This window comes from Halomonas sp. TH-94, assembly GCF_057473365.1.
The window spans coordinates 1-26,015 of the sequence record NZ_JBYCKL010000024.1 but is presented as its reverse complement, the minus strand read 5'-3'; the positions used below and the strand labels follow the sequence as shown (position 1 = coordinate 26,015).

Annotated in this window: 23 protein-coding genes; 11 read left to right on the top strand and 12 right to left on the bottom strand. The window is 63.3% G+C overall.

What is annotated here, in order from left to right:
- The first annotated feature begins 56 nt into the window (after positions 1 to 56).
- Positions 57 to 1,517 (top strand): NAD-dependent succinate-semialdehyde dehydrogenase, encoded by a 1,461-nt coding sequence (locus AC2VNO_RS04335; protein ID WP_486932979.1) that lies wholly within the window; start codon positions 57 to 59, stop codon positions 1,515 to 1,517.
- A 103-nt stretch (positions 1,518 to 1,620) separates the two neighbouring features.
- Positions 1,621 to 3,270, top strand: coding sequence for a diguanylate cyclase (locus AC2VNO_RS04330; RefSeq protein WP_486932978.1), 1,650 nt, complete (start codon positions 1,621 to 1,623; stop codon positions 3,268 to 3,270).
- A 61-nt stretch (positions 3,271 to 3,331) separates the two neighbouring features.
- On the opposite strand, the gene purH is transcribed toward AC2VNO_RS04330, so the two are convergent.
- From purH to ppa, 8 genes are all read right to left on the bottom strand, one after another.
- On the bottom strand, positions 3,332 to 4,912 hold the full coding sequence (purH, locus tag AC2VNO_RS04325; RefSeq protein ID WP_486932977.1) for a bifunctional phosphoribosylaminoimidazolecarboxamide formyltransferase/IMP cyclohydrolase: 1,581 nt from the start codon (positions 4,910 to 4,912) through the stop codon (positions 3,332 to 3,334).
- A gap of 75 nt (positions 4,913 to 4,987) precedes the next feature.
- Entirely contained in the window at positions 4,988 to 5,230 is a 243-nt protein-coding gene (gene fis / locus AC2VNO_RS04320; protein WP_228574610.1) for a DNA-binding transcriptional regulator Fis, read from the bottom strand.
- A 98-nt stretch (positions 5,231 to 5,328) separates the two neighbouring features.
- On the bottom strand, positions 5,329 to 6,372 hold the full coding sequence (gene dusB, locus AC2VNO_RS04315) for a tRNA dihydrouridine synthase DusB (RefSeq protein WP_486932976.1): 1,044 nt from the start codon (positions 6,370 to 6,372) through the stop codon (positions 5,329 to 5,331).
- An 81-nt stretch (positions 6,373 to 6,453) separates the two neighbouring features.
- Positions 6,454 to 7,368, bottom strand: coding sequence for a 50S ribosomal protein L11 methyltransferase (gene prmA, locus AC2VNO_RS04310; protein ID WP_486932975.1), 915 nt, complete (start codon positions 7,366 to 7,368; stop codon positions 6,454 to 6,456).
- Positions 7,369 to 7,447: 79 nt separating this feature from the next.
- Positions 7,448 to 8,788 carry an acetyl-CoA carboxylase biotin carboxylase subunit gene (gene accC / locus AC2VNO_RS04305; protein ID WP_228574530.1) on the bottom strand — a complete coding sequence of 447 codons (1,341 nt, stop codon included), beginning with the start codon at positions 8,786 to 8,788 and terminating at the stop codon, positions 7,448 to 7,450.
- 27 nt (positions 8,789 to 8,815) lie between these two features.
- Positions 8,816 to 9,280 carry an acetyl-CoA carboxylase biotin carboxyl carrier protein gene (gene accB, locus AC2VNO_RS04300; protein WP_486932999.1) on the bottom strand — a complete coding sequence of 155 codons (465 nt, stop codon included), beginning with the start codon at positions 9,278 to 9,280 and terminating at the stop codon, positions 8,816 to 8,818.
- Positions 9,281 to 9,488: 208 nt separating this feature from the next.
- Positions 9,489 to 11,336 carry a protein-disulfide reductase DsbD gene (gene dsbD, locus AC2VNO_RS04295; RefSeq protein WP_486932974.1) on the bottom strand — a complete coding sequence of 616 codons (1,848 nt, stop codon included), beginning with the start codon at positions 11,334 to 11,336 and terminating at the stop codon, positions 9,489 to 9,491.
- 211 nt (positions 11,337 to 11,547) lie between these two features.
- A complete protein-coding gene (gene ppa, locus AC2VNO_RS04290; RefSeq protein WP_228574524.1) occupies positions 11,548 to 12,078 on the bottom strand; it encodes an inorganic diphosphatase in 531 nt (176 codons plus the stop codon).
- A 300-nt stretch (positions 12,079 to 12,378) separates the two neighbouring features.
- On the opposite strand from ppa, the gene AC2VNO_RS04285 reads away from it, so the two are divergent.
- Positions 12,379 to 14,034 carry a serine/threonine protein kinase gene (locus AC2VNO_RS04285; protein ID WP_486932998.1) on the top strand — a complete coding sequence of 552 codons (1,656 nt, stop codon included), beginning with the start codon at positions 12,379 to 12,381 and terminating at the stop codon, positions 14,032 to 14,034.
- Between the two features lie 79 nt (positions 14,035 to 14,113).
- Here the strand turns inward: AC2VNO_RS04285 and AC2VNO_RS04280 are convergent, their stop codons facing one another.
- A complete protein-coding gene (locus AC2VNO_RS04280; protein ID WP_228574521.1) occupies positions 14,114 to 15,373 on the bottom strand; it encodes a 6-phosphofructokinase in 1,260 nt (419 codons plus the stop codon).
- Positions 15,374 to 15,553: 180 nt separating this feature from the next.
- Between AC2VNO_RS04280 and mpl the strand changes: the two genes are divergently transcribed.
- From mpl to AC2VNO_RS04265, 3 genes are all read left to right on the top strand, one after another.
- A complete protein-coding gene (mpl, locus tag AC2VNO_RS04275) occupies positions 15,554 to 16,933 on the top strand; it encodes a UDP-N-acetylmuramate:L-alanyl-gamma-D-glutamyl-meso-diaminopimelate ligase (protein ID WP_486932973.1) in 1,380 nt (459 codons plus the stop codon).
- Positions 16,926 to 17,543 (top strand): flavin prenyltransferase UbiX, encoded by a 618-nt coding sequence (locus AC2VNO_RS04270; protein ID WP_486932972.1) that lies wholly within the window; start codon positions 16,926 to 16,928, stop codon positions 17,541 to 17,543. Before mpl ends, AC2VNO_RS04270 begins: the two co-directional genes overlap by 8 nt.
- Before the next feature lie 71 nt (positions 17,544 to 17,614).
- Positions 17,615 to 18,238, top strand: coding sequence for a LysE family translocator (locus AC2VNO_RS04265; RefSeq protein WP_486932971.1), 624 nt, complete (start codon positions 17,615 to 17,617; stop codon positions 18,236 to 18,238).
- A gap of 24 nt (positions 18,239 to 18,262) precedes the next feature.
- Here AC2VNO_RS04265 and AC2VNO_RS04260 read toward each other — a convergent pair whose 3' ends face one another.
- From AC2VNO_RS04260 to AC2VNO_RS04250, 3 genes are read right to left on the bottom strand one after another with little or no spacing between them, the layout of a single operon-like run.
- The gene (locus AC2VNO_RS04260; RefSeq protein WP_228574509.1) at positions 18,263 to 19,663 is read right to left on the bottom strand and encodes a bifunctional DedA family/phosphatase PAP2 family protein; all 1,401 of its coding nucleotides are present in this window, start codon (positions 19,661 to 19,663) and stop codon (positions 18,263 to 18,265) included.
- Between the two features lie 45 nt (positions 19,664 to 19,708).
- Positions 19,709 to 20,641, bottom strand: a complete 933-nt coding sequence (locus AC2VNO_RS04255; RefSeq protein ID WP_228574506.1) for a diguanylate cyclase domain-containing protein — start codon at positions 20,639 to 20,641, stop codon at positions 19,709 to 19,711.
- Positions 20,634 to 21,503, bottom strand: a complete 870-nt coding sequence (locus tag AC2VNO_RS04250; protein WP_228574504.1) for a hypothetical protein — start codon at positions 21,501 to 21,503, stop codon at positions 20,634 to 20,636. The genes AC2VNO_RS04255 and AC2VNO_RS04250 overlap by 8 nt, the downstream gene beginning before the upstream one ends.
- Positions 21,504 to 21,591: 88 nt before the next feature.
- On the opposite strand from AC2VNO_RS04250, the gene AC2VNO_RS04245 reads away from it, so the two are divergent.
- From AC2VNO_RS04245 to mrdA, 5 genes are all read left to right on the top strand, one after another.
- Positions 21,592 to 22,893: a glutamate-5-semialdehyde dehydrogenase gene (locus AC2VNO_RS04245; protein WP_486932970.1), complete on the top strand. Its 1,302-nt coding sequence runs from the start codon at positions 21,592 to 21,594 to the stop codon at positions 22,891 to 22,893.
- Between the two features lie 65 nt (positions 22,894 to 22,958).
- Positions 22,959 to 23,588, top strand: a complete 630-nt coding sequence (gene nadD, locus AC2VNO_RS04240) for a nicotinate-nucleotide adenylyltransferase (protein WP_486932997.1) — start codon at positions 22,959 to 22,961, stop codon at positions 23,586 to 23,588.
- Between the two features lie 66 nt (positions 23,589 to 23,654).
- The gene (rsfS, locus tag AC2VNO_RS04235; RefSeq protein ID WP_486932969.1) at positions 23,655 to 24,017 is read left to right on the top strand and encodes a ribosome silencing factor; all 363 of its coding nucleotides are present in this window, start codon (positions 23,655 to 23,657) and stop codon (positions 24,015 to 24,017) included.
- A complete protein-coding gene (rlmH, locus tag AC2VNO_RS04230) occupies positions 24,014 to 24,481 on the top strand; it encodes a 23S rRNA (pseudouridine(1915)-N(3))-methyltransferase RlmH (RefSeq protein ID WP_486932968.1) in 468 nt (155 codons plus the stop codon). The genes rsfS and rlmH overlap by 4 nt, the downstream gene beginning before the upstream one ends.
- 41 nt (positions 24,482 to 24,522) lie before the next feature.
- On the top strand, positions 24,523 to 26,015 hold a 1,493-nt coding region (gene mrdA / locus AC2VNO_RS04225; protein ID WP_486932967.1), incomplete at its 3' end, for a penicillin-binding protein 2.

Below are 26,015 nucleotides of genomic sequence, written 5' to 3'. Positions count from 1 at the left end.
CTCGGCACGAATTCATCGAACATGAGTCAAGGCCCGCTGAGGCCAGGAGAGACACCATGGAAGCCCTCAAGGAAACGCAGCTCTACTGTCCATTCGCGTATATCGACGGCAGCTGGGTCGCTGCCGACAGCGGGGAGCAGATCGAGGTGGTCAACCCGGCGTCCGGCGAGACCTTCGGCACCGTGCCCAGGCTCGGCCGGATCGAGACCGAGCGTGCCATCGCCGCAGCGGATGCGGCCCTGGTGGGTTGGCGTGCGCTGACGGCCCAGGAGCGAGCCGATATCCTGTTGAAATGGCATGATCTCATGCTCGAGCATCAGGATGATCTGGCAATGATCATGACCTATGAGCAGGGCAAGCCGCTCAAGGAGGCGGCAGGGGAGATCGCCTATGCGGCCAGCTTCCTGCGTTGGTTCGCTGAAGAGGCCAGGCGAATCTATGGTGAGACCATCCCGGCTGCGAAGCCCAATCAGCGTATCGTCGTCACGAAGCAGCCGGTCGGCGTCGTCGGCGCCATCACCCCATGGAACTTCCCGGCTGCCATGATCACCCGTAAGGCCGGCGCGGCATTGGCGGCAGGCTGTACCATCGTCATCAAGCCGGCCAGTCAAACCCCCTTTTCGGCCACTGCCCTGGCCCTCCTGGCGGAGCGGGCCGGCATACCTCGCGGGGTGTTCAACGTGGTGCCGGGGCGCGCCAGTGAGATTGCCGCGGCCATGACCGAATCGCCGCTGGTGCGCAAGATCACCTTCACCGGCTCAACTGAGGTGGGTCGTGAGTTGATGGCACGCGCCGCCCAGCACATCCAGAAGATCTCACTCGAACTGGGTGGCAATGCGCCGTTCATCGTGTTCGAAGATGCCGATCTGGATGCGGCGGTTGAAGGCGCCATGGCGGCCAAATTCCGCAATGCCGGGCAAACCTGCATCTGCACCAATCGTTTTCTGGTTCAGTCCAGCGTAATCAACGCCTTCTGCGAAAAGCTGGCGGTCGCGATGAACAGCGAGCTGAAGGTAGGCGACGGCACCAAGCCAGACATCAATATCGGGCCGCTGATCGATTCGAATGCGGTAGCCAAGGTCAGTGAGCACGTTCACGATGCCGTCGACAAGGGTGCCGAGCTGCTGCTTGGCGGTCACCCGCACCCGCTGGGCGGCAACTTCTTCTCACCGACGTTGATCAGTTTTGCCAACGGTGACATGAAGGTGGCTCACGAGGAGACCTTCGGCCCGCTGGCGGCAGTGTTCCCCTTCGAGGACGAGGAGGATGCCGTGCAGATGGCCAACGACACGCAGTACGGCCTCGCTTCCTATTTCTACTCGCGGGATCTGGGCCGTGTCTGGCGGGTCGCCGATGCGCTGGAATACGGCATGGTGGGCATCAACACCGGGCTCATTTCCAACACCAGCGCACCGTTCGGTGGGGTCAAGGCATCGGGACTCGGCCGAGAGGGCGGCCGTCAGGGAATCGAGGAGTTTCTGGAAACGAAATACCTCTGCATCGATCTCGGCGCCTGAACGCAGCGCCGTGGTAGCCAGCCTCAAGCCCACCTGATGGTGGGCTCTTTTACAGAACAAGACGGTAAGTCGTTGGCGCATGCCTCGGCAAACGGAAAAAGATATGCCTACCTTCCAGCGCAAACTGTTGATCATGCTTGGCCTTGCGCTTGCCATCGTGGCCCTGATAACTGCTGCGGTCATGTACAACGCTCGTCAGGAAGCCCAGACGGAACAGCTCGTACATGAAAGCGGCTCTCGCATCACGATCCTGGATAACTTGCTGGCATCACTGTTCGAAGCCGAGTCGAGCCAGCGCGCTTTTGCCGCGAGCCGAGACGCGCTGTTCATCAATGAACACCGTCAGGAGCGTGATGATGTCGAGCGGCTCCTGGCTGCTTTTCGACAGCAAGACTTCGCGGTCGAGCCGACACTCACCACGCAGCTCATCGACCTGATCGAGCAGCGAACCGCGCTGATGGATGAATTGCTTCTCGTGAGCCAGGAGCAGGGCACGGTGGCCGCTGCACAGATGATCGCCTCCTACGAGGGCAAGCGCATCATGGATCGCATACGTGACGTCAGCTCACGCATGGTCCAGGCCGAGCGTAGCCGCATGGAGCGCAAGCTGCTCGAGTCCGAGCGCCTTTCCCAGAGGCTGCAGCTGTGGGTCGTGCTGGCGGGGCTTATCAATTCGCTGCTGCTGGTCGGGGCCTTTCTACTGATTCGCCGCGAAGCGCAGCGTAGCGAGAATCTGGTGGAACAGCTGCGCCAGACGAGCAACGAAGTGACGCTGGTAAATCAGCTCAGCAGCGGCCTGCAGTCCTGCGAGACGAGAGAAGATACCGCGGCCGTATTACAGCACTACATGCTTCGGCTTTTCCCCGGCATGACCGGTGGACTCTACCTGATGCGCGGCTCCCGTAACCTGCTGCAGCTCGCCGCCGCCTGGGGGGAGGAGGCGGATCAACTCGTCGACCCCATTGAGCCTCAGCAGTGCTGGGCGCTGCGCATGGGGCACACTCACCAGACGAGCGATCCTGACAAGGCGCTCAGATGCCAGCATTGGCCTGACCTGCACCACGCCTATCTCTGTCTGCCGCTGCTGGCACAGGGTGAAATCGTCGGCATGCTCCACCTGTCGTTGCGTGACAAGGGCAAGCTGGAGGAGGCGCAGCGTCTTGCCGAGCTATTGTCCACTCATGCGGCGGCTGCCATGGCCGGAATATTGCTGCGTGAAGCGCTTCATCATCAAAGCGTGCGCGACCCGCTCACCGGTCTTTTCAATCGTCGCTATCTCGAGGAGACCATGGAGCGCGAGCAGCTGCGTGCCAAGCGTAACAAGAGTGGCTTCGGTTTGATCATGCTCGACGTGGACCACTTCAAGCGCTTCAACGACGATTACGGCCACCAGGCCGGCGACCTGTTGCTCAAGGAGCTGAGCCAGTACTTGAGACGCTACATTCGCGGCGAGGACATTCCCTGTCGCTATGGGGGCGAGGAGTTTCTGCTGGTATTACCCGGGGCCACGCTCGAGCAGTGTCGTGAGCGTGCGGAGGAGATCAGGCGCAATCTCGCTGGCCTGCAGCTAGATTTCCAAGACCAGCGGTTGCCCTCGGTCACGGCTTCCATCGGGGTGGCGGCTTATCCAGACCATGGAGAAGAGTGGCAGGGCATACAGCATCTGGCCGACAAAGCGCTCTATCAGGCCAAACGCAGCGGTCGAAATCAGGTCAATGTCGCGCCGCTGCCGAGGACCCCTGACGAGGAATGAGAAAGCCCCGAGGCCTTTAGCGCGTCGGGGCTGCCTGGCTGCCGTACGGCCAGAGGCTACATCAGTGCCGGAAATGGCGCATGCCGGTGAACACCATGGCGATGCCCGCCTCGTTGGCGGCGTCGATCACTTCCTGATCGCGCATGGAGCCGCCGGGTTGAATCACCGCGGTAATGCCGGCCGCGGCGGCGGCGTCGATGCCGTCACGGAAAGGGAAGAAGGCGTCCGAGGCCATCACCGAGCCGGGAACCGAGAGGCCCTCGTCAGCGGCCTTGATGCCGGCGATTTTGGCCGAGTAGACGCGGCTCATCTGGCCGGCGCCAACCCCGATGGTCTGCCCGTCCTTGGCATAGACGATGGCGTTGGATTTGACGTACTTGGCCACCTTCCAGGCGAATGCAAGGTCGCGTAGCTCCTGCTCGCTGGGAACACGCTCGCTGACCACCGTTAGCTCGTCGCGGCCGATCATCCCCAAGTCGCGATCCTGCACCAGCAGCCCGCCGGTAACGCGTTTGAAATCGTGGGCGTGCTCGCGCTGGCCGGGCCAGCTGTCGCCGACGTCGAGCAGACGCACGTTCTGCTTCTCGGCAACGATTGCCCGGGCCGCGTCTTCAACGCCGGGGGCGATGATCACTTCGACGAACTGACGCTCGATGATGGCGCGAGCGGTCTCTTCGTCCAGCGTGCGGTTGAAGGCAATGATGCCACCGAAGGCGCTGGTGGGGTCGGTAGCGAAAGCCTTGTCGTACGCCTCACGGAGGGTGGTGCCAACCGCCACGCCGCAGGGGTTGGCATGCTTGACGATGACGCAGGCCGTGTCGGTGAAACTCTTGACGCACTCGAAGGCGGCGTCGGTATCGGCCACGTTGTTGAAAGAGAGCTCCTTGCCCTGGAGCTGACGGGCAGTGGCGACACTCGCTTCGCAGGCATCGGCTTCGACGTAGAACGCCGCACTCTGATGCGGGTTCTCGCCGTAGCGCATGGCCTGCTTCTTGACGAACTGTACGTTGTAGGTGCGCGGGAATCCGTCCTCGCCGCCGGGCACTCGCTGGCCCAGATAGTCGGCGATGGCTGCATCGTAGCCGGCGGTATGCTCGAAGGCCTTCACCGCCAGATCGAATCGTGTAGCGTCGCTTACGGCGCCATTGTGAGCAGCCATTTCCGACAGCACGCGGTCATAGTCATCGGCGTCGACCACGATAGCGGTATGGGCGTGATTCTTGGCGCAGGCGCGCACCATAGTCGGGCCGCCGATATCGATGTTCTCGATGGCGTCTTCGAGGGTGCAGTCCGGCTTGGCCACGGTCTGGGCAAAGGGGTAGAGATTGACCACCACCATGTCGATGGGTGCGATGCCGTGTTCGTCCATCACCGCATCGTCTTGTCCGCGTCGGCCCAGGATGCCGCCGTGTATCTTGGGGTGCAGGGTCTTGACGCGCCCGTCCATGATCTCGGGAAAGCCGGTGTGCTCGGACACCTCGGTCACGGCGATGCCATTCTCCTGAAGCAGGCGGAAGGTGCCGCCGGTGGAGAGTAGCTCGACGCTGCGCTCGGCCAGGCCGCGGGCGAAGTCGACAATGCCGGTCTTGTCGGAGACGCTGATCAGCGCACGGCGTACCGGGGTGGGGGAGACTTGGGCCATGATGGGGTACAACTCTGTAGCGGGAGTGGAATGAATCCGGAGCCGACGGTAGCTGTAGCGTCGACCCCGATCGGTTCAGATCAGGTCGTGCTGCTTGAGCTTCTTGCGCAGCGTGCCGCGATTGAGGCCGAGCATTTCGGCGGCGCGGGTCTGATTGCCCTGGGTGTGTTCCAGCACGCTGGCCAGCAACGGCGCTTCGACCTCGGCCATGACCATTGCATACAGGTCGGTAACGGTGCCGCCGTCGAGGTGGTCGAAGTACCGCCGCATGGCGACGTCCACGGCTTCACGCAGCGGCTGTTCGGCCAATGTCGTCATTGGCGTCAGGATTGGACTGCCAAGGGCCGTCAGGTCGGCGCAGGGGCCACCCTCCAGGCCTGCTGGCGCATCGGCATTCTGGTTGAAAGCTTCACGGTTCATGCGGCACTGATTCCATTCGTTGCCCACGAGAGGTCGGCTTCGCTCTCGAGGGAAAACAGATCGTCGATGAAGGCATACTGTTCGTTCGGCTGCATCAGGGCGTTGAAGGCCGCCCTTAGTACCCGCTGTCGCACGGGGTCGAAGCGGTGATCGGCAGCGATGTACCAGCCCAAATGCTTGCGTGCGATGCGCACCCCCATGAAATCGCCATAGAAGTCATGCAAGGCGTGTAGATGGCCTCGCAGGACGCTGGCCCGCTCGTTCATGTCGGGGGGAGGACACCCGTGTCCATGGCGCAGGTAGTGGTCGATCTCGCGGAAAATCCAGGGATTGCCCTGGGCGCCACGACCGACCATCACTGCATCCGCTCCAGTATAGTCGAGAACGTCGGCTGCCTTGCGTGGAGAGTCGATATCGCCATTGGCGAAAACGGGGATACGCACCGCCTGCTTGATGGCGGCAATGGTGTCGTACTCCGCCTCGCCCTGGTAACGCTGCTGGCGATGACGGCCATGCACTGCCAACGCCTGGATTCCGGCCTCTTCGGCCAGGCGGGCCACGCGTACGCCATTGTTGCTGTCGGCACACCAGCCGGTACGGATTTTCAGTGTCACCGGCACCTCGACGGCGGTCACCACGGCATCGAGAATTTCCGCCACCAGCGCTTCGTCGCGCAGCAATGCCGAACCGGCGGCCTTGTTGCACACTTTCTTGGCGGGGCAGCCCATGTTGATATCGATGATCTGGGCGCCCCGCTCGGCGTTCAGGCGTGCTGCCTCGGCCAGCATCGCGGCGTCTCCGCCGGCAATCTGTACGGCCCGGGGGCCGGGCTCGCCGCGGTGATCCATGCGCTGGCGCGATTTGCGCGTGTGCCATAGCGCCGGATCCGAAGTCACCATCTCGCCCACGACCAACCCCGCCCCCAGGCCTCGGCAGAGCTGGCGAAACGGGCGATCGGTCACGCCAGCCATGGGGGCCAGGATGACCCTGTTGGGCAGGCTGTAAGGGCCGATCTTGGGCAGCGGACGACTATCGGGCATGAGTCGGATCAGTCAACTTTGGGCTGCATATCATACGCCCCCGCGGGGCCAGGGTGAAGGTGGTAAAAAGCGTCGTCAGGCTCAACGAGCACGATGCCCGCTGAGTCGCACCCAGCCTTCGCGGACCATGGGCTCTTCCATCGCCAGCCCCTGGTCGCGGTAGGCATCGAGTACCTCGTCGGCCTGGTGCTCGAGAATGCCCGACAGCGCCAGGCGCCCGCCTGGGGCTACGTGGCCGGCGATCGTCGCGGCCAGTTGCACCAGGGGGCCGGCCAGGATGTTGGCTACCACCAGCGGAAAGCGTCGTTCGGCACCGAGCTGCTCCGGATAGCACAGCGTCAGCTCATGCTCGGCAATGGCGTTACGCTCGGCGTTGTCGCGACTTGCCAGCAGCGCTTGAGGGTCGATATCCGTGCCGATGGCCCGTGCCGCTCCCAGCTTCAGGGCGGCAATGGCCAGAATGCCGGAGCCACAGCCGACGTCGAGCAAGTCGATGTCGTCGAGGCCGCCGTCCAGCGACAGCCCATCCAGCCATTCGAGGCACAGCGCAGTCGTTGGGTGGGTTCCGGTACCGAAGGCAAGGCCGGGGTCCAGCTGCAGGTTGACGGCGTCCGCCACCGGCGGCTCGTGCCAGCTCGGCACGATCCACAGTCGCTGGCCCATGCGCAGCGGCTGGAAGTCCTCCATCCACTCACGCTCCCAGTCACGATCGGCCAGCAGCTCGTGTTCGATGACCGGGCAAGGCTCGTCGGGTTGAGTTTCGGCCCATGCTGCGGCGAGACGCTCGAGCATCGCTTCCAGGCCCTCGAGATCGTCGTAGAGGCCGGTCAGTACGGTCTCGTTCCACAGTGGCGTAGTGCCACGCTCGGGCTCGAAAACGGGGTCGTCGTGGGCGTCCTGCAGCGTGATGGCGGTAGCGCCTTCGGCCAGCAGCAGTTCTTCGAGCAGTTCGGCCTGCTCCGGGGCGATGCGTGCCTTGAGTTGCAGCCAGGGCATGAGGTTCTCCGTGACTAACGCAAGCAGGGTGGCCGTGGCCACCCTGCCGGGAGCGATGCTCGTTCCAGGAGTCGTCTTCCTAGGAGCCGAGCTTCTTCTCCAGATAGTGAATGTTGACGCCGCCCTGCTGGAAGTGGCCATCGCGGACCAGATCCTTGTGCAGGTCGGTGTTGGTCTTGATCCCTTCCACCAGCAGTTCGTCCAGCCCGTTGCGCATGCGGGTCAGGGCGATCTCACGACTATCGCCCCAGGTGATCAGCTTGCCGATCAGCGAGTCGTAGTGGGGCGGTACGGTGTAACCGGTATAGAGATGCGAATCCATGCGCACGCCAAGGCCGCCCGGTGGATGGTAGAGCGTAACCTTGCCGGGAGAGGGCAGGAAGGTGCGGGCGTCTTCCGCATTGATGCGACACTCGAAGGCATGCCCGCTGACCTTGACGTCTTCCTGGCGGATCGACAGCGGCAGGCCCGACGCAATGCGCAGCTGTTCACGCACGATATCCACACCCGTCACCATTTCAGTGACAGGGTGCTCCACCTGCACCCGGGTATTCATCTCGATGAAGAAGAACTGCCCATCTTCATAGAGGAACTCGAAGGTGCCGGCGCCGCGATAGTCGATCTCGATGCAGGCCTGACGGCAGGCTTCCAGCACCTTGGCACGTGCTTCGGGGTCGATTCCCGGTGCCGGGGCCTCTTCCAGCACCTTCTGGTGTCGGCGCTGAAGGGAGCAATCACGATCGTACAGGTGAATGGCGTTGCCCTGGCCGTCGGCCAGTACCTGTACCTCGACGTGACGTGGACGCTCGAGAAACTTCTCCATGTATACCGTGCCATCGCCAAACGCCGCGTGTGCCTCGGTACGGGTTACGGTGATCGCTGACAGCAGGTGCCCCTCGGTGTGCACCACGCGCATGCCGCGGCCCCCGCCCCCGGCGGCCGCCTTGATGATCACCGGATAGCCGATACGCCGGGCGATGGCCATGTTGTCGCCCTCGTCGTCACCCAGCGGACCGTCCGAGCCGGGCACGGTAGGTACGCCGGCCAGCTTCATCGCTTCGATGGCGCTGACCTTGTCACCCATCAGGCGAATGGTCTCGGCGCGCGGGCCGATGAAGACGAAGCCGGAGCGTTCCACCTGCTCGGCGAAGTTGGCGTTCTCGGAAAGAAAACCATAGCCGGGGTGAATGGCACTGGAATCGGTGACTTCCGCGGCGCTGATCAGCGCCGGAATGTTCAGATAGGATTGCGCCGAGGGGGCCGGGCCGATGCATACGGCTTCGTCGGCCAGACGTACGTGCATCAGCTCGCGGTCGGCCTTGGAGTGAACCGCCACGGTCTTGATGCCCAACTCCTTGCAGGCACGCAGAATTCTCAGGGCGATCTCGCCACGGTTGGCGATGAGTACCTTGTCCAGCATAGGGGGTCCGCCAGTGTCGGTGAAGGATCAGGAAATAACGAGCATCGGCTGGTCGAATTCGACCGGCTCGCCGTCCTCGACCAGAATCGCCTCGATGACGCCGTCGCGATCGGCTTCGATCTGGTTCATCATCTTCATGGCTTCCACGATACACACGGTTTCGCCCTTTTTGACGCTTTGACCCACTTCCACGAAAGCTTTCGAACCGGGGGCCGGGCTGCGGTAGAAGGTTCCGACCATGGGGGATGTCAGTGCGTGACCCCGGTAGGTTGCTGCCGGAGCCTCTTCGGCGGGGCTGGCTGCGGAAGAGGGTGCGGGCTGACTGGGTGTCGCATAGGGAGCGGCATACTGCGGCATGGGGGGCTGGGGCCAGCTCACTCCGTTGGGGTGCCGGCTGATACGCACCGATTCTTCGCCTTCCTGAATCTCGATTTCACTGATGTTGGATTCTTCGAGCAGCTCGATCAGCTTCTTGACCTTGCGGATATCCATGTTGAGTCTCGACCGGTGGGTAAATGGCGGTAGGGCGAGGGCGCTGTTAACCCTGTCCAACTTTCGATAGATCGCGGCAAGATGACGAACATTGCCGACGCTATCGGCCTTGAAGTGCGTTGTTGGCGGAGTGTGCCTAAAATCGCCGGGGATGTCCAGCTGGTCGAGAACAGTGTTCGGTGGCGTATTGCCGCTGTAGGACATGAGCTCAGCTGTGCGGCTGATCGATCCACTGGAGCAAGCCTTGGAGGTGACTGGCGAGCTCTCCTGCCCTGACCTCGCCCTGAATGCGGGCCTCGCGAATTTCATCATCACCGCTGAAGAATAGCAGGCTCGGTGGGCCGAACAGGCCGAAGTGATCGAGCAGCTCACGGCTGGCGGCGTCGGTGCGGGTAACATCGACGTTGATGCGGGCGAAGCGTGCCAGTGACTCGGCGACCTGAGGATCCGGGTAGACCTGGCGCTCCATCTGTTTACAGGAGATACACCAGTCGGCAGTGAAGTGAACGAAAGCCGGTTGACCTTGTTCCGTCCGTTCCCTGAGCGTGGCATTGAGAGCGTCGAGGTCTTTTACCGTGGTCACCTCCAGGGCGTCAACGTTCGAGGTGCCGGTTGAATACAATGCCAGCGGGCGAAGCGGGTCGCTGCTACCCATTGCGGCGCCGAACACCAGGGCGATGCCCCAGGCCAACAACAGCAGGCCGCCGGCCTGGCGCACCCGGGGCCAGCCTTGGGCCAGATTGAGCGACAGGGCGCCAAGCGCCAAAGCGCTGCCGATCGCCAAGGCCGCCCAGAGGAGCAGGCTGACCGCCGGCGGCACCAAGCGCTCGATCAGCCACACGGCGACGCCAAGCAGAAGAATGCCGAAAGCGATCTTGAACCCGTTCATCCATGCACCGCTGCGAGGTAGTGCGGTAGCCCCGAAGGTACCGACCAGAAGCAGCGGCACGCCCATGCCTAGGCCCAGTGCCAGCAGAGCCGCGCCACCCATCACGGCATCGCCGGTGGATGAGATGAATACCAGAGCCCCGGCCAGGGGTGCCGAGACGCAGGGGGACACTACCAGCACGGAGAGAGAGCCTGCGCCGGCCAGACCAAGCGGTCCGCTGCGCTGGGCACGGTCTTGCCAGGCATCGACTCTTCCCGCCAGACGTGGAGAAAGGCGCAGATCGAAGGTGCCGAACATGGCCATGGCGAAGAGCACGAAGAGCACGGCAAAGACGATCAGCACAGGAGCGGATTGCAGGTGTGCCTGCAGGTTGAGGCCGGCACCGAACAGGCCCATCAGCACGCCAACCAACGCATAGGTGAGCGCCATGCCGGCTACGTAGCTGGCAGACAGGGCAAAGGCACGCGGGCGGGTCGGGTTCTGACCGACGATGATCGACGAGAGAATCGGCACCATCGGTAGCACGCAGGGAGTGAAGGTCAGGCCCAGTCCAGCCAGGAAGAAAAGACCAAGCACCAGCGGCAGGCTGGCTTCACTCATGAGGCTGCTGAAGCGACCGTCCTGGCTCTGCAAGGTGGGTGGAGCCGGTCGGTTCGCACCGTTGCCGCTTGCATCGCCGCCCTCTCGCCACCCGGCGAAAGCGGCCGGCATTTCACTGGCAGGCGCCTGCAGCTCGACACTCTCGGGTGGGTAGCAAAGGCCGGCATCGGCGCAGCCTTGAAAGCGAACCGTAACCTCCAGCGGTCCCTCGGCGGAGCCCTGCAGAGGCGCTTCGAAAACCACCCGATCATAGAAGACATACACGTCGCCGAGGAATTCGTCGCTCTTGAACTCTCCCGGTGGTATCTCGGGCTCGCCGACCTCGAACGCCCCGTCACGGCTCTCGACGCCGAGCTGGTGGCGATAGAGGTAATACCCCTCGGCATTCTCGAAGCCGATGAAGAGTGTTTCACCGTCATGCCAGGCGCTGGGCTGGAAGGCCTCCATCACCGGTAGAAAATTGCTCTGATTGGTGGAAGAGGAGGAGAACCACTGGGCATGGGCGAACAGCGGCAGCCACAGCAGCAGGCTGAAGATCAGGCGTATGGCGAGAGAGCGGCTAGTCAACGCAAGCGTTCCTTTTCGAAGCGAGGCCGGGTGCTACAGGGACCCTGAAGCGAGACGCCGAGTTCCCGGACCGGGGTGAAGCGTCATTCAAGCATAACCCAGTCACAGGCAGCGTTTGAATGGCTTCCACGCCACCATGCTGCGCCTCATTGTCGCAGAAAGGCGAACGGGCCGCCCAGTGGCGGCCCGTTCGGCAAGGGGTTGGCCAGGCTCAGGCCTTTTCGTAGGCGGCCACGGACTTCTCGATGGCCTTGCGTGCGGCATCGGCACCTTCCCAGGATTCCACCTTCACCCACTTGCCCTTCTCGAGATCCTTGTAGTTCTCGAAGAAATGCGCGATCTGCTGGCGCAGCAGTTCAGGCAGGTCGGCCACTTCCTGTACGTCGTCATAGAGAGTGGTGAGTTTGGCATGGGGTACACAGACGAGCTTGGCATCTTCCCCGGCTTCGTCGGTCATGTTCAGAATGCCGACCGGACGTGCACGGATGATGCTGCCGGCCTGGACCGGATAGGGCGTTACCACCAGGGCGTCCAGCGGGTCGCCATCGTCGGCCAGCGTGTGGGGGATGAAGCCATAGTTCGCCGGATAGAACATCGGCGTGGCCATGAAGCGATCCACGAGAAGGGTCCCCATCTCCTTGTCGATCTCGTACTTGATCGGAGCGTGGTTGGCTGGGATCTCGATGGCGACATAGACGTCATTGGGGAGGTCCTTGCCGGCGGGGATGTGGTCGAAGTTCATCGTCGCTTCCTTCGTTGGCGAAAAGTTGAGACACCGCAAAATGCGCAGAATTATACGTAGCCGGCCTGGGGATTACCAATTCGACATAGGTGAGGGGCGTCCCGGCTTGGGCTTTGGTTGACAGGTGGTAATCGCCGCAAGCGTGTATGATGGCCGACGTCAGGCGGTTCGGCCAGTCATTCGGAGCGAGCGGTGATCAGTGGCGATATCTTGAAGGAGCGCGTTTTGCCGACCAACCGGCTTGCGCTGAGTGTCGGGCAAGCCTTCGTGGCTCCGGATCGACGGCGCCACCGCAGCTCCATGTCGGTGCGCATACCCGAGCAGCCAGCGCAGTACATCGCCAAGGGTGCCAGCGCCGCCATCAGCGATACCAGCTCGCGCAACGGCATCGCCAAGCAGGCGGGCGACCTTAGCGTTCGCGGCTTTCTGGCCGACTATTTCTCCACGCCCGACCACTGGGACGTGAAGACGTCGGCTACCCGCGTGCTGCGCGCACTCAATGGCTGGTGCTACAGCCAGAGCACCTTCGTCGAAGGCGGCGGCTATGTGGCCTCGCTCTCGGCCATGGTCTATCGCGGTCGCGAAGCGCACCTGTTTCACATGGGCGATACGCTCATCTTCCGTCTGCGCGGAGCCGAATTCGAACAGCTCTCGCGAGACCATATCACCGACCTCGGCGGCTATCGCTATCCGTCGCGAGCTCTGGGTCTGGACGGCAGTATCGATATCGATTACCTGCAGCTCCCTCTGAAGCAGGGGGATCTCTTCCTTTTCACCACTCAGGCGGTCCGCGGTACGTTGATGCCCTCCGACTATGTCGGCTTGATCCGCCAGGATGCCAGTGACCTCGACGCCGCCTGCGAACGGTTGGCCGCCGCCGCTCGCGACAGGGCGCAGGAGCGTGGCTACGGCGCCGATCAGTTCTGCTTCCAACTGGTGCGCATCGACCAGCTGCCCGAAGAAGAGCGCGATCATCCCAGTCGTATCTATGGGGACCTGCCTATCCCACCCGAGCTGTCGTTGGGCGAGCGCATCGACGGTCTGGAAGTGCAGGAAGTGCTCTCACGTACTGCGCAATCCCGGGTCTATCGGGTGCGCGACACCCGTACCGAGCGGGAAATGGTGATGAAGGCTCCGAGTCCGGAGCTCTCCAATCGCAACGCCTATCTCGAGCACTTCTTGCTTCAGCAGTGGGTGGTGGAGCGGGTCAAGTCGCCGTTCGTGGCTCGTGTCATGGAGTCCTCGCGGCCGCGTCGTTATCTCTATTACCTAATGGCCTACGTGGAGGGCATGACCCTCACCGAGTGGGCTCTTCGCCACCCTCAGGCCAGCCTGGCCCAGCGACTGGATATAGCCGTGCAGTTAGGCAAGGCGATGCAGGCGCTGCATCACCGTGACGTGCTGCATCAGCGTATTCATCCCGACAACATTCTGATCGATGTCCATGGACAGGTGGTGTTGACCGACTTCAGTGCCTGTCACATGCGTGACCTTGACGGACATAGGCGCTCACGTGAGCTTGCCCGCCAAACCGGTCTTTCCGAGCACAGTGCGCCGGAGTATGCATTGGATGACAGTGTCGGGAGGCGTAGCGATCAATATTCGCTGGCGTCTACCGTCTACTGGCTGCTCACCGGAGCATTGCCCTATGAGTTGACGCCCGATCGGCTGCGCAGCCACACCGACCTCGAACAGCTCGACTATCGTAGTGCCAGGTTGTTCAACCCCGAAATCTCAGCTCAGCTCGACGATACGCTGCGCCGCGCCCTGGACCCGCAGCGATCCCTGCGTTTCAGGCGTCTTTCAGAGCTGCTCTATGCGCTAAGACATCATGAGGGGCGCGACATGCCGAGGCGTCGCGATCCGCGCCGTTTCCTGCGCGATCCAGCCAACTTCTGGCAGGGGGTGGCGGGCATTCTGTTACTGCTGCTGGTGCTTTCCTGGCTTCTTAAGTAAGAACCGCTCGGCGTTGCAAGCTCTAACGCAAGAGCCCTGGCCGGTGCCAGGGCTCTTGCTTTGCAGTGCCGCGTTCGCCTTACAGCGTGAATTCGGGAAGCTTGCGCTCCACCTTGGCCAGCTTGAGCTTGGCTACCTTGGGCAGACCGTTCTCGAACGGCGGGTAGTCTTCGCCCTGAATCAAGGGCGACAGATAGCGGCGACAGGCCTCAGTGATGCCGAAGCCGTCCTCGCGAATGTACTCGCGGGGCATGAACTTCTCGCGGTTGGCCACCTCTGCCAGAGGAGCTGGCTCGATGCGCCATTCATAGGGCGAATCGCTGATGCGTTTGATAGCCGGCATCATGGCATTCTTGCCGGCGACGGCGAGCTCCACCGCCTGCTGTCCCACCGCATAGGCCTGCTCGACGTCGGTGCGCGATGCAAGGTGGCGTGCGGCTCGTTGCAGGTAGTCGGCTACGGCCCAGTGATACTTGTAGCCCAGATCCTGCTTGACCATGCCAGCCAGCGTCGGTGCCACGCCACCGAGCTGGCGGTGACCGAAAGCGTCGGTATTGCCCGAGTCGGCCAGAAAGGTGCCGTCCTCGTAGCGGGCGCCTTCCGAGACCACGATGACGCAGTAGCCGTATTTCTCGACGCACTCCTCGACGCGAGTCATTACCTTGCTGCGCTCGAAGGGTACCTCGGGAAAGATCACCAGGTGGGGCGGCTGGCCTTCGCCTTCTCCAGCCAGCGCGCCGGCCGCGGCGATCCACCCGGCGTGGCGACCCATGACCTCGAGTACGAATACCTTGGTCGAGGTGGCGCACATCGAGGCGATGTCCAGCGACGCTTCCAGAGTGGAGGTGGCGATGTACTTGGCTACGCTGCCGAAGCCCGGCGAGTTGTCGGTGATGGGCAGGTCGTTGTCCACGGTCTTGGGCACGTGGATGGCGGTCAGCGGGTAGCCCAGCTTATCGGAAAGCTGCGAGACCTTGAGACAGGTATCGGCGCTGTCGCCACCGCCATTGTAGAAGAAATAGCGGATGTCATGCGCCTTGAACACTTCGATGAGGCGTTCGTACTGGGTGCGGTGGCTTTCGATGTCCTTGAGCTTGTAGCGGCAGGAGCCGAAGGCGCCGCCAGGGGTGTGGCGCAGGGCAGCGATCGTTTCGTCGGATTCCTGGCTGACGTCGATAAGATCCTCGGTCAGGGCGCCGATGATGCCGTTGTGTCCGGCATAGACCTTGCCGATGCGATCGGAGTGTTGGCGGCAGGCTTCGATCACGCCGCAGGCACTGGCATTGATCACGGCGGTGACACCGCCAGACTGGGCATAGAAGGCGTTATGCTGGGCCATGGGGCTTATGTGCTCCTGGGAAAGTTCCATTTCATGCGTTACGGCAAGGCGATGTATTTTAGACGAAAGGCGCCGAGCCTGCACGCCGGCTGGAGGGCCGGCGTCGCGCCGTGCTAGTCTGCCGATTCCCTACCGGCAGGCGATGCCTGCCTGCGCTACCCGGTGATAAGGTCGGACTTAATGCACGTTCATATTCTCGGTATCTGTGGCACTTTCATGGGCAGTCTGGCACTGCTGGCGCGTGATATGGGCCATACCGTCACCGGTTCGGACAGTGGCGTCTATCCGCCCATGAGCACTCAATTGATCGAGGCCGGTATCGCTCTGCGCGAGGGGTATGCCGCGAGCAACCTCAAGCCACTGCCCGATCTGGTAGTGGTGGGCAATGCCCTGTCGCGGGGAAATGCCGAGGTCGAGGCGCTGCTCGACCTGGGTCTGCCCTATACGTCAGGCCCGCAGTGGCTGGCCGAGCACGTGTTGCCGGGGCGTCAGGTGATCGCCGTGGCCGGCACCCACGGGAAGACCACGACGGCAAGCCTGACGGCCTGGCTGCTCGAGTCGGCCGGACTCGAGCCAGGCTTTCTTATCGGCGGCGTGCCGCGCAACTTCGGCGTGTCGGCACGGCTCGGCGCTCCCGGGTCACCCTTCGTGGTCGAGGCGGACGAGTATGACACTGCCTTCTTCGACAAACGCTCCAAGTTCGTTCACTACCGCCCCGAGATCGCAGTGCTGGGCAATCTCGAATATGACCATGCGGATATTTTCCCTGATCTTGCCGCCATCGAGCGTCAGTTCCATTACCTGGTACGCAGCGTACCGGGCCGCGGCAGGCTGTTGGTGGCGGATGGCGAGCCGTCCCTGGATCGTGTGCTCGAGATGGGCTGCTGGACCCCGGTGGAGCGCTTCGGTGACCAGGCCTCGAGCCCCTGGAGGTTGGAGCTTGAGCGCGACGATGCATCGCGTTTTCGCGTGGTACACCAGCAAGGCGAGACCAATGAAGATGCCGTCATCGATTGGCCGTTGACCGGTATCTACAATGCGCGAAATGCATTGGCGGCCTTGGCGGCAGCCCACGTCTGCGGGGTCGATCTGGCGCGTGCCTGTGCCGCCGCCGCTCGCTTCGAAACGCCGCGGCGACGGCAGGAAGTGCGCGGAGAGGTGGGCGGTGTCCAGGTCATCGACGACTTCGCTCACCACCCCACGGCCTTTGCCGCCACTCTAGAGGGCCTGCGCGCCGCCACTCCGCGAGGACGCTTGCTGGCGGTGATCGAGCCGCGCTCCAACACCATGCGTCTGGGCACGCTACGCGATCGCCTGATGGCGAGCACCGCAGCAGCCGATCGGGTTTACTGGTACCAGCCGCCGGGCCTCGATTGGTCGCTGGCCCCGCTAGTCGAGGCGAGCCCGGTTCCGGCGTGCCTCGAGGAGGACATCGACGCACTTGTGGCGTCGCTGGTCGCCGAGGCGCGACCGATGGACCGTATCGTGGTCATGTCCAACGGCGGCTTTGGCGGCATTCATGAAAAGCTGCTGGCGGCGCTCGAGGTGGCTCATGGCTGACGGCCTCTTTCTGCCACCCGTCACGGTGGCGCTCACCGGCGCTTCCGGCGCGCAGTATGGTCTGCGTCTTGTCGAGGCGTTGGTCGAGGCGGGGCACGAGGTCTGGGTCATGGTCTCCAAGGCGGCTCACCTGGTCATCGAGACGGAGACCGACGCCAGCCTGCCGGCGCGGCCCGAGCGGCTGGCCAGTGCCTTGACCGAACGCTGTGGCGCCGAGAGGGGCCAGATCCGTTGCTTCGGACGTGAGGATTGGATGGCTCCGGTGGCCTCGGGGTCCGGGGCGCCGTCGGCCATGGTGATCTGTCCCTGCTCGACCGGTACCTTGTCGGCGGTGGCCACCGGTGCCAGCAACAATTTGATCGAACGGGCGGCTGACGTCGCCTTGAAGGAGCGGCGCAAGCTGATACTGGTGCCACGCGAAACGCCGTTTTCTGCGATCCATCTCGAGCACATGCTCAAGCTGACTCGCATGGGAGCGGTGATTCTGCCGGCGGCGCCCGGTTTCTATCACCGGCCCACGTCGGTGGAAGACCTCGTCGACTTCATCGTGGCGCGTATTCTCAACCAGCTTGGCATCGAGCATCGTCTCATGCCGCGGTGGGGCGAGTGAACGCCGCGCCCTGACACCGCCATGTCATACGAACCTGCTAGAACAAGCGCCTGAAGACGAGGCCTAGCCGCATGATCAAGCTGTCCCTACTGTCGGTTTTCGTACCGACCTTCCTGTTCGTCTCGCTGACCCCGGGCATGTGCATGACCCTGTCGATGGTGCTGGGCATGACCCAAGGAGTAAAAAGAACTCTCTGGATGATGGCCGGCGAGCTCATCGGGGTGGGGCTCGTGGCGCTTGCCGCCGGAGTCGGCGTAGCCGCCCTGATGCTGCGACAGCCGGAACTCTTTGCTCTGTTCAGGTGGGTGGGTGGAGCCTATCTGGGTTACCTGGGGGTCATGATGTGGCGCTCGCGCGGGCGCATGGCGATACCGCTCGAGAACGTCGATCTGCCCAGGGTCTCACGGGGCCAACTGGCATTACAGGGCTTCGTCACCGCCGTGGCGAACCCCAAGGGCTGGGCCTTCTTCATCGCTCTGTTGCCGCCTTTCCTCGATGCCTCGCGGTCGCTGGGCGGTCAGCTGGCCGTGTTGATCGGCGTTATCCTGATGATTGAATTCCTCAGCTTGTTGCTGTATGCCGCTGGTGGCAAAGGGCTGCGCCGCGTGCTTGGCGAGAGCGGCAACGTCAGGCTGCTCAATCGCATTGCCGGAACACTGATGGTGGGCGTGGGGGTATGGCTCGCATTGGGGTGACGGGCCCGCCCGGCCGGTGTGTGCTCACACCGGCGGCAGCAACGCCACTCGGAGGCTGATCAATACCATCGAGGCCACCGCCAGCCATCGCCAGGGGCAGGGCGCGAGAGAGGAGTGGTGGCCCCGCTGCCAGGCCAGCCTTACCAGAGCGCAGACGACCAATCCCAGCAGGCCGCCACCGATCAGGTCCGAGAGCCAATGAACGCCTATCACCAAGCGCGACAGCGCCATGGGTAGCGCCAGGGCGATCGCCACCCAATAGACCCAGAAGCGTCGCTGCGGCGGCAACTCTTGAGCAATGAAGGCGGCGGCCATGCCATACAGCACCACAGCGGATGAAGCGTGGGCGCTGGGATAGGCCAACGAACCGGTTAGGTACTCGGGGGTGTCCGGACGGGGGCGGCCGATAAGCGCCTTGCCGAACGTATTGATCAGCGCGATGGCTCCCAGGCCGCAGGCGATATGGGCGAAGGCAGCCAGGTGGCGTCGCGCCAGCAGCCAGATGCCCCAGGGTAGTACCAATGCCAGGATGCCGTACATGTCCCCGATGCGCGCCAGGAGCTGGCCCACCTCGGGCATCATCGGCACGACCAGCGTGTCGAAGAAGGCGTGAACCTGCAGATCGATGAGAAAAGGCCCACGCTGACGGATGACCGCGATGGTCAGCCCCGAAGCTCCACCAAGCGAGAAGACCAGCAGCAGCCAGCTAGCCAGCGGTACCTCGCCGCGCCGCCAGCTCTGCTTCAGCCAGGTCCGCCGCAGCAGGCGGTTTCGTCTTGCTCCATGGGCCAGCATTCGATAGACACGCCCGGAGCGGCTGACCTGATAACGCAGCCATGAAAAAGCTACCGCCAGTACCACGATGATCGCCGCCACGATGATGAGCAACGCCTCGAGCCCCGGGGGAATCGTCAGCAGCTGCTGCCAGGTCTGGCCGAGCAGGTACCCAGGAAGCACATAGGCCGGGGCCCATAATGCCGCCGACGCCAGGTTGGCCCACAGGAAGGCCCGGGGCGACATGTGCAGCATGCCCGCAATGAGTGGGATGACGGGGCGCACCGGCCCTACGAAGCGTCCGAAGAAGACCGACAGACTGCCATAGCGCTGAAAGAACCGAGCGCCGCGAGCCAGCCACTCGGGATGGCGTGACAGTGGCCATAGCCGGGTGACTCTCTCGCGCTGGCTGTAACCCAGGGCGAAGCTGATGCCGTCGCCGATGACGGCGCCGATGAAGGCCGCCAGCAAGAGCGATGTTATGGCCAGATCCTGGTGCCCGGCCAGAGAGGCTGCCGCCGTGATCAGCAATACACCGGGTAACAGCAGCCCGACCAGGGCGAGAGATTCGAGCAGGGCGATGGCGCCAACGATGAGCAGCAGCATCTCGGGGGAGGGCGAAAGCTGTTGCAGTGTCTCGATCATGCTCAACGATAACTCCTTGTTCGGACGAGCCTGTCGGGTCCAGTGAGCGTATCAGGTTTCGCCAAGCTGCCGTGTCTGCTCCAGCAGGCGCTGCTCGAAGCGTGGCCAGCTCTCGCCGGGAAGTCGCTGGAAATGGACAATGGAGGCGCGTAGGGGGCCGGTATCCACCAGCACGGTGGCTTCGAGAGCCTGCTCGATGCGCTGCAGTACCATCTGGGCGCCGCCCTGACTGGTGTCGGGTAGTACCAGCCAGAAGGTCGCGTCGCCTTGACGCCCCAGGAAATCGTGTCGTCGCGAGCAACGCTGAACGGCCAGGCAGAGGGCGTCGAGCAGGGTCTGACGTGCCCTGCTCCCAAACTGCTCACTGGCCATTTCCAGCTGAGGCAAGTGTATGACCAGCACGCCCAGCGGCTGGCCAAGAAATTGGGTGCGCTGATACTCGCTGACCAGCAATTCGTGCATGGCTTCGCGAGCCAGCGCATTGCAGTGGCGATCACGCGGGTTGGTGGCGTCGAGTAACGCCTGTTGGCGACGCTGCTCCCACGGTACCAGGGCGACGACCAGGGTCATGGCCAAATAGCTGAGAATGACGTGCGGCTCGGTCAGCGTGTCGCTGAGAATGAGCCAGGCGGGAGCCAGGAGTAGATTCAACACCATTGCTGAGGCGAGCGGCAGTAGCAGGACCGTGAGCAAGGGAGCCAGGCCAAGCCACATGATGGCCGCTCCCTCGAGCCATGGCAGTTCCAGCGCCAGCATCAGGTAACCGACGATAAGCGCCAGGTAGGCCGGCAGACGAGCATGACTGACACGGGCCACGTGCAGTAGGCAGGCGACCAGCATCACCAGGGCGAGCGATGCCGGCAGCAGGATGCGCTCGTAATCGCCCATCAGATAGCGCCAGGTGGCATATCCGCCCAGCAGAAGCATGGTGAAGGCATAGGCAAAGACGAAGCGGCCCGCGAGGTTGCGGCTTTCATCATCCATCGTGGCGCTCCGTCTCGATTCCTTCTTTCGCTCGCCCTGGCTTGAATTGCGCCGCGAGATCCTCGAGGGAGGCTACCTGGCTGAGTGCTATGAAGCGTACCTCGACATGGGGCCGCAGTCCTTTGAGCAGCACCTTGCGCCGCTTCATGACCTGCTCATCGTTGCGGCTCAGCAACAGGGTGGCCAGGGTGCGTCGATCGAGGCGATAGCAATTCTCGAACTCGAGGGTCAAACGGCAGAGGTCCTGGGCCAATGGCCAGAACTGGCCGCGAGGCGTGCGTATCAGCATGAGTTCGCCGTGGACGCCTTCCCGGCGGCAGCGCGCGCGTTCAAGGCGTAAGTCGATCGCCAGCTGCTGGCTGCTCCAGAGGGGAAGGCCCGGCACCAGGCGCATACGCTGGCGAGCTTTGGACCGTGTTGGTAGCAGATAGCGGTTGCGTGACAGACCCAGCAGCATCAAGGGGAGCAGCACCAGCCCGGAAAAGAGAGTCTGTTCGATCCCGAGCAGCTCAGCCAGTCGCCACCAGGTGACCCCGGCCAGTGCACAGCTCAGCGCGAGCACCCAGCCGGGTTGAGGCAGCATCAGCAGGGCGGGCCAGACCCATATCCACAGGGCGTGGCGCTCGGGTTCGGTAATCAGTAGGCCAGCCAGCAGCAGGCTAGGCAGCAACTGCCAGGGAACGGCAGCGGGGCGGCGATAGCTGAATTCGAGCCGGCTCGCCGTCACCATCAGCCAGACACTGGCAAGGGCCAGCAGCAGAGCGCTGGTCAGCGGTTCCGAGAGATAGGCCAGCAGGATTAGGAGCAGCGCCGCGGCCCAGAGATTCAGGCGCATCAGCCCGACTTTGTACTTGCTCTGCATGGTGCCTTACTATGGGGGCCAACGAGGTATCGCGCCAGTATAACGTCCCCAGCGCCCAGTGGCGCTCTGCCAGGAGAACTTCGACAGCATGACCGCTCACGCCCCCCAAACCGAACGTTCCGTTGTCGAGGTGGCCGATGTCGCTGCCTATATGGTGGGTCTTGGGCAGGCGGCTCGTGCCGCTGCCAGCCAGATGCGCCGCGCAGCAACGGGAGACAAGAACCGCGCCTTGTTGGCCATGGCCACACACTTGCAGCGCCAGCGCGGCGAGATATTGGCGGCCAACGCCGCCGATCTGGCGCGCGGTCGCGAGAGTGGCCTCGAGGCGGCTCTCCTGGATCGGCTGGCACTCAACGACGACCGCCTCGATGCCATGGTCGAGGGGCTGGTGCAGGTAGCCGCGTTACCGGATCCCGTAGGCGAGATCGACGGTATGCACTCTCGTCCCAGCGGCATACAGGTAGGTCAGATGCGCGTGCCGCTTGGTGTGATTGGCATCATCTACGAATCGCGGCCCAACGTGACCCTGGAGGCGGCCAGTCTGTGTCTGAAGTCCGGTAACGCCAGTATTCTGCGCGGTGGCTCCGAGGCGCGGGATTCCAATGCCGCCATCGCCGCCTGTATTAGAGATGGTCTGTGCGACGCCGGGTTGCCTGAGGCAGCGGTACAGGTGGTGGCCACTACCGATCGCGCTGCGGTCGGACAGCTGATCACCATGCCCGAATATGTCGATGTGATCATACCGCGTGGCGGCAAGTCGCTCATCGAACGAATCTCGCGTGAGGCACGCGTGCCGGTGATCAAGCATCTGGACGGCGTTTGTCACGTCTACATCGACGCTACCGCCGACCTCGACAAGGCCCTGGCCATTGCCGTCAACGCCAAGACGCATCGCTATGGCACCTGCAATACCATGGAGACGCTGCTGATCGACGCCCAGGTTGCCGAGCGGATATTGCCGCGCCTGGCCGAGGCCTATGCCCGGCACGATGTCGAGCTGCGTGGCTGTGAGCGTAGCCGCGCCATACTCGACGGGATGTCGGCTGCCACGGAAGAGGACTGGCATGCCGAATACCTGGCGCCGGTACTGGCGGTGCGCCTGGTCGACGGCATCGACGCCGCCATCGAGCACATCGAGCGCTACGGCTCACACCACACCGACGCCATCGTCACCGAGAATTACGGCCTGGCACGCCGCTTCATGGCCGAGGTCGATTCCAGCTCGGTCATCGTCAATGCCTCGACTCGCTTTGCCGATGGTTTCGAATATGGCCTTGGCGCGGAGATCGGCATCTCCACCGACAAGCTTCACGCGCGTGGTCCGGTGGGTCTCGAGGGGCTGACGACCCGCAAGTACGTGGTGCTGGGTGACGGCCAGGTACGCCAGTGACGGCTCAGAGCGGTGCGCTGCCATGCCGCCAGGCCGTCAGGCCGCTCGAACCGCCTCGGGTAGCGATGCTGGGGGGAACCTTCGACCCGGTTCACATTGGACATCTACGCAGTGCCGTCGAGCTGCACGAAGCCTTGACGCTGGATCGCGTGCATCTGGTGCCGGCAAGCAAGCCGCCGCTGCGCGGCGAGCCCCAGGTAACTTCGCAGGAGCGCCTGGCCTTGCTCAGGCTGGGGATAGGCGATACGCCGGGGCTCGTGGCCGACGGCCGTGAACTCGAGCGTGACGGCCCCTCCTATAGCATCGATACCCTGGCGAGCCTGCGCGAAGAGTATGGCAGCCAGGCTCGCTTGGTCATGGCCCTGGGCCATGACGCCTTTCTGCGTCTCACCGAATGGCATTCGCCGGGTCGACTGTTCGAGCTTGCTCATCTGGTGGTGATCGATCGTCCCGATCATGAGTCGCCACTTTCCCAGGCGTTGGCCGAACTGATTGCAGGGCGGGAGGTCGATAGTCCCGGTGTGCTCATGCAGCGCCCTGCAGGGGGACTGTTGCGCCTGACGTTACCTACCCGCTTGGCGCTCTCGGCAACCGCGATACGCCAACGCCTGGCAGAGGGTCTGAGCGTTCGCTACCTGCTGCCCGAGGCCGTAGAACGAAGAATAAACGCCAACTCGCTGTATCGTGATGGTTGAACGCTGCCAGCGGCGGCTCAAGGCGCTACAATGGCGCCGACCAAGACTTCCCGTTGATGAGGGGCTATGCAGAACGAATCGCTCAAGACACTGGTGGTAGATGCACTGGAGGACCTCAAGGCCAAGGATGTCGCGCTGCTGGACGTGTCCCGGCTGACCAGCGTCACCGATCTGATGGTCGTGGCAAGCGGCACGTCGACTCGCCACGTGGCGGCGCTGGCCGAGCATGTGGTCGAACAGGCCAAGGCCAGTGGTATCCAGCCCTTGGGCGTGGAGGGGCAGGCAGGTTCCGACTGGGTCCTGGTGGACCTCGGCGACCTAGTCGTCCATGTCATGCTGCCCGACACCCGCCAGCTATACGATCTGGAACGCCTGTGGGCCGATTTGCCCAGCGATTCCGAACAGCAGCAGGAGCAGGGTGGGGCATGAAGATCCGCCTGCTGGCGGTTGGCACTCGCATGCCCGGCTGGGTCAACGAAGGTGTCGAGGAATACCGCAAGCGGCTGCCCCGTGATTTCAGCCTGGAGATAGAGGAGATCGCTCCGGGCCAGCGTGGCAAGAACGCCGATACCGCCAAGGCGGTGGCGCTCGAGGCCAAGCGGATACGTGAACGACTTCGTGGAGACGAGCTGATCGTGGCGCTCGAAGTCGGCGGGCGACCCTGGAGTACCCAACGCCTGGCCGAGGAGGCCGAGGGCTGGCGGCTTGAAGGGCGCGACGTGGCGCTGCTGGTGGGGGGGCCGGATGGCCTCGCCCCTGAGCTCTCCGCCACCGCTGACCGTAGCTGGTCGCTGTCACCGCTGACCCTGCCTCATCCGCTGGTCAGAGTGCTACTCGCCGAACAGCTCTACCGCGCCTGGACCCTGCTGGTGGGACATCCCTACCACCGCTGAGCGGTCCCACACCGAAACCTGAGTCGAGATCATTAGCCGGCATGCGCGATCGCCGTGACACCCTCAAGAATCCCGAGCAGGAGCTGCGCATCTTTCGTGTGCGCGCCTTCCTGGCGGTGCTGACGATCCTGATCCTGAGCGGACTGCTGTCGGGCCGGCTCGTCTACCTGCAAGTGGTCCAGCACGAGGTGTACAGCACGCGCTCCGAGAAGAACCGCGTACGAGTGGAGCCGCTGCCTCCGACGCGAGGTCTGATCTACGATCGCAACGGCGTGCTCCTGGCCGAGAACCGCCCCACTTACAATCTGACCTTGATCCGCGAGCGGGTCGACAATCTGGATACCACCCTGGACCGGCTCGAAGAGCTGTTGAACCTGAGTCCGGAGGAGGCGGAGGGCTTTCGCATTCGTGCCCGTCAGCCGCAGCGGCCTTTTCAACCGGCGCTGCTGATGAGCGATCTCGACGAGACCCAGATCGCCGGGCTGGCTATCAATCGGCATCGCCTGCCTGGAATCGAGGTCGAAGCGCAGCTGCTGCGCTATTACCCCGATTCACAGATCATGGCTCATGCCATCGGCTATGTCGGTCGTATCAATGCCGAAGAGGTCAAAACTCTCGATCCGGGGCGTTATGCCGGCACCCACTTCATCGGCAAGACCGGTGTGGAACGGTTCTACGAGGACGTACTGCACGGCGAGGCGGGGTTGCGTCAGGTGGAAACCAACGCCCGTGGGCGTGTGTTGCGCGAATTGGGGCGTACCGACCCGGTGCCGGGACAGAATCTGACCCTGACCATCGACAGGGAGCTGCAGAATCTTGCCTACGAGCTGCTCGATGGTCGTCGTGGTTCGATCGTGGCGCTGGTGCCCGGAACCGGAGAGATTCTGGCCATGGTGTCTGCCCCGGGCTTCGATAGTAACCAGTTCGTCACCGGCATCGATTTTGCCTCCTATCGGGAGCTGCAGGAGAACATCGATCTGCCGCTTTTCAACCGCGCCATTCGCGGCCAGTACCCACCGGGTTCCACCATCAAGCCCTTTCTCGCTCTAGCCGGCCTGGTGGAGGGGGTCATCACTCCGGACCGGACGATCAACGATCCCGGCTTCTACCAGCTACCCAATGACAGCCGCCGCTATCGCAACTGGCTGCGCTGGGGGCATGGCAGAGTGGATATGGAGCGCTCCATCGCCGTTTCCAACAACACTTACTACTATTCGCTGGCCCACGAAATGGGCATCGATCGTCTGCACGATCAGATGAGTGCCTTCGGCTTCGGTCAGCGCGTGGGCCACGATATTTTCGGCGAGAGTGGCGCATTGATGCCATCACGCGACTGGAAGCGCGCTCGCTTCAACCAGCCGTGGTATCCCGGCGAGACGCTTTCCGTCGGCATCGGTCAGGGCTATTGGCAGGTGACGCCGCTGCAGTTGGCAACCGCCACGGCGGTGCTGGCCAATCGCGGGCAGTGGGTCAGGCCGCGATTGGCCAGCCAAATCGGTGACAATCCGGTGCCGGTGGAGCTGCCGGATACCCC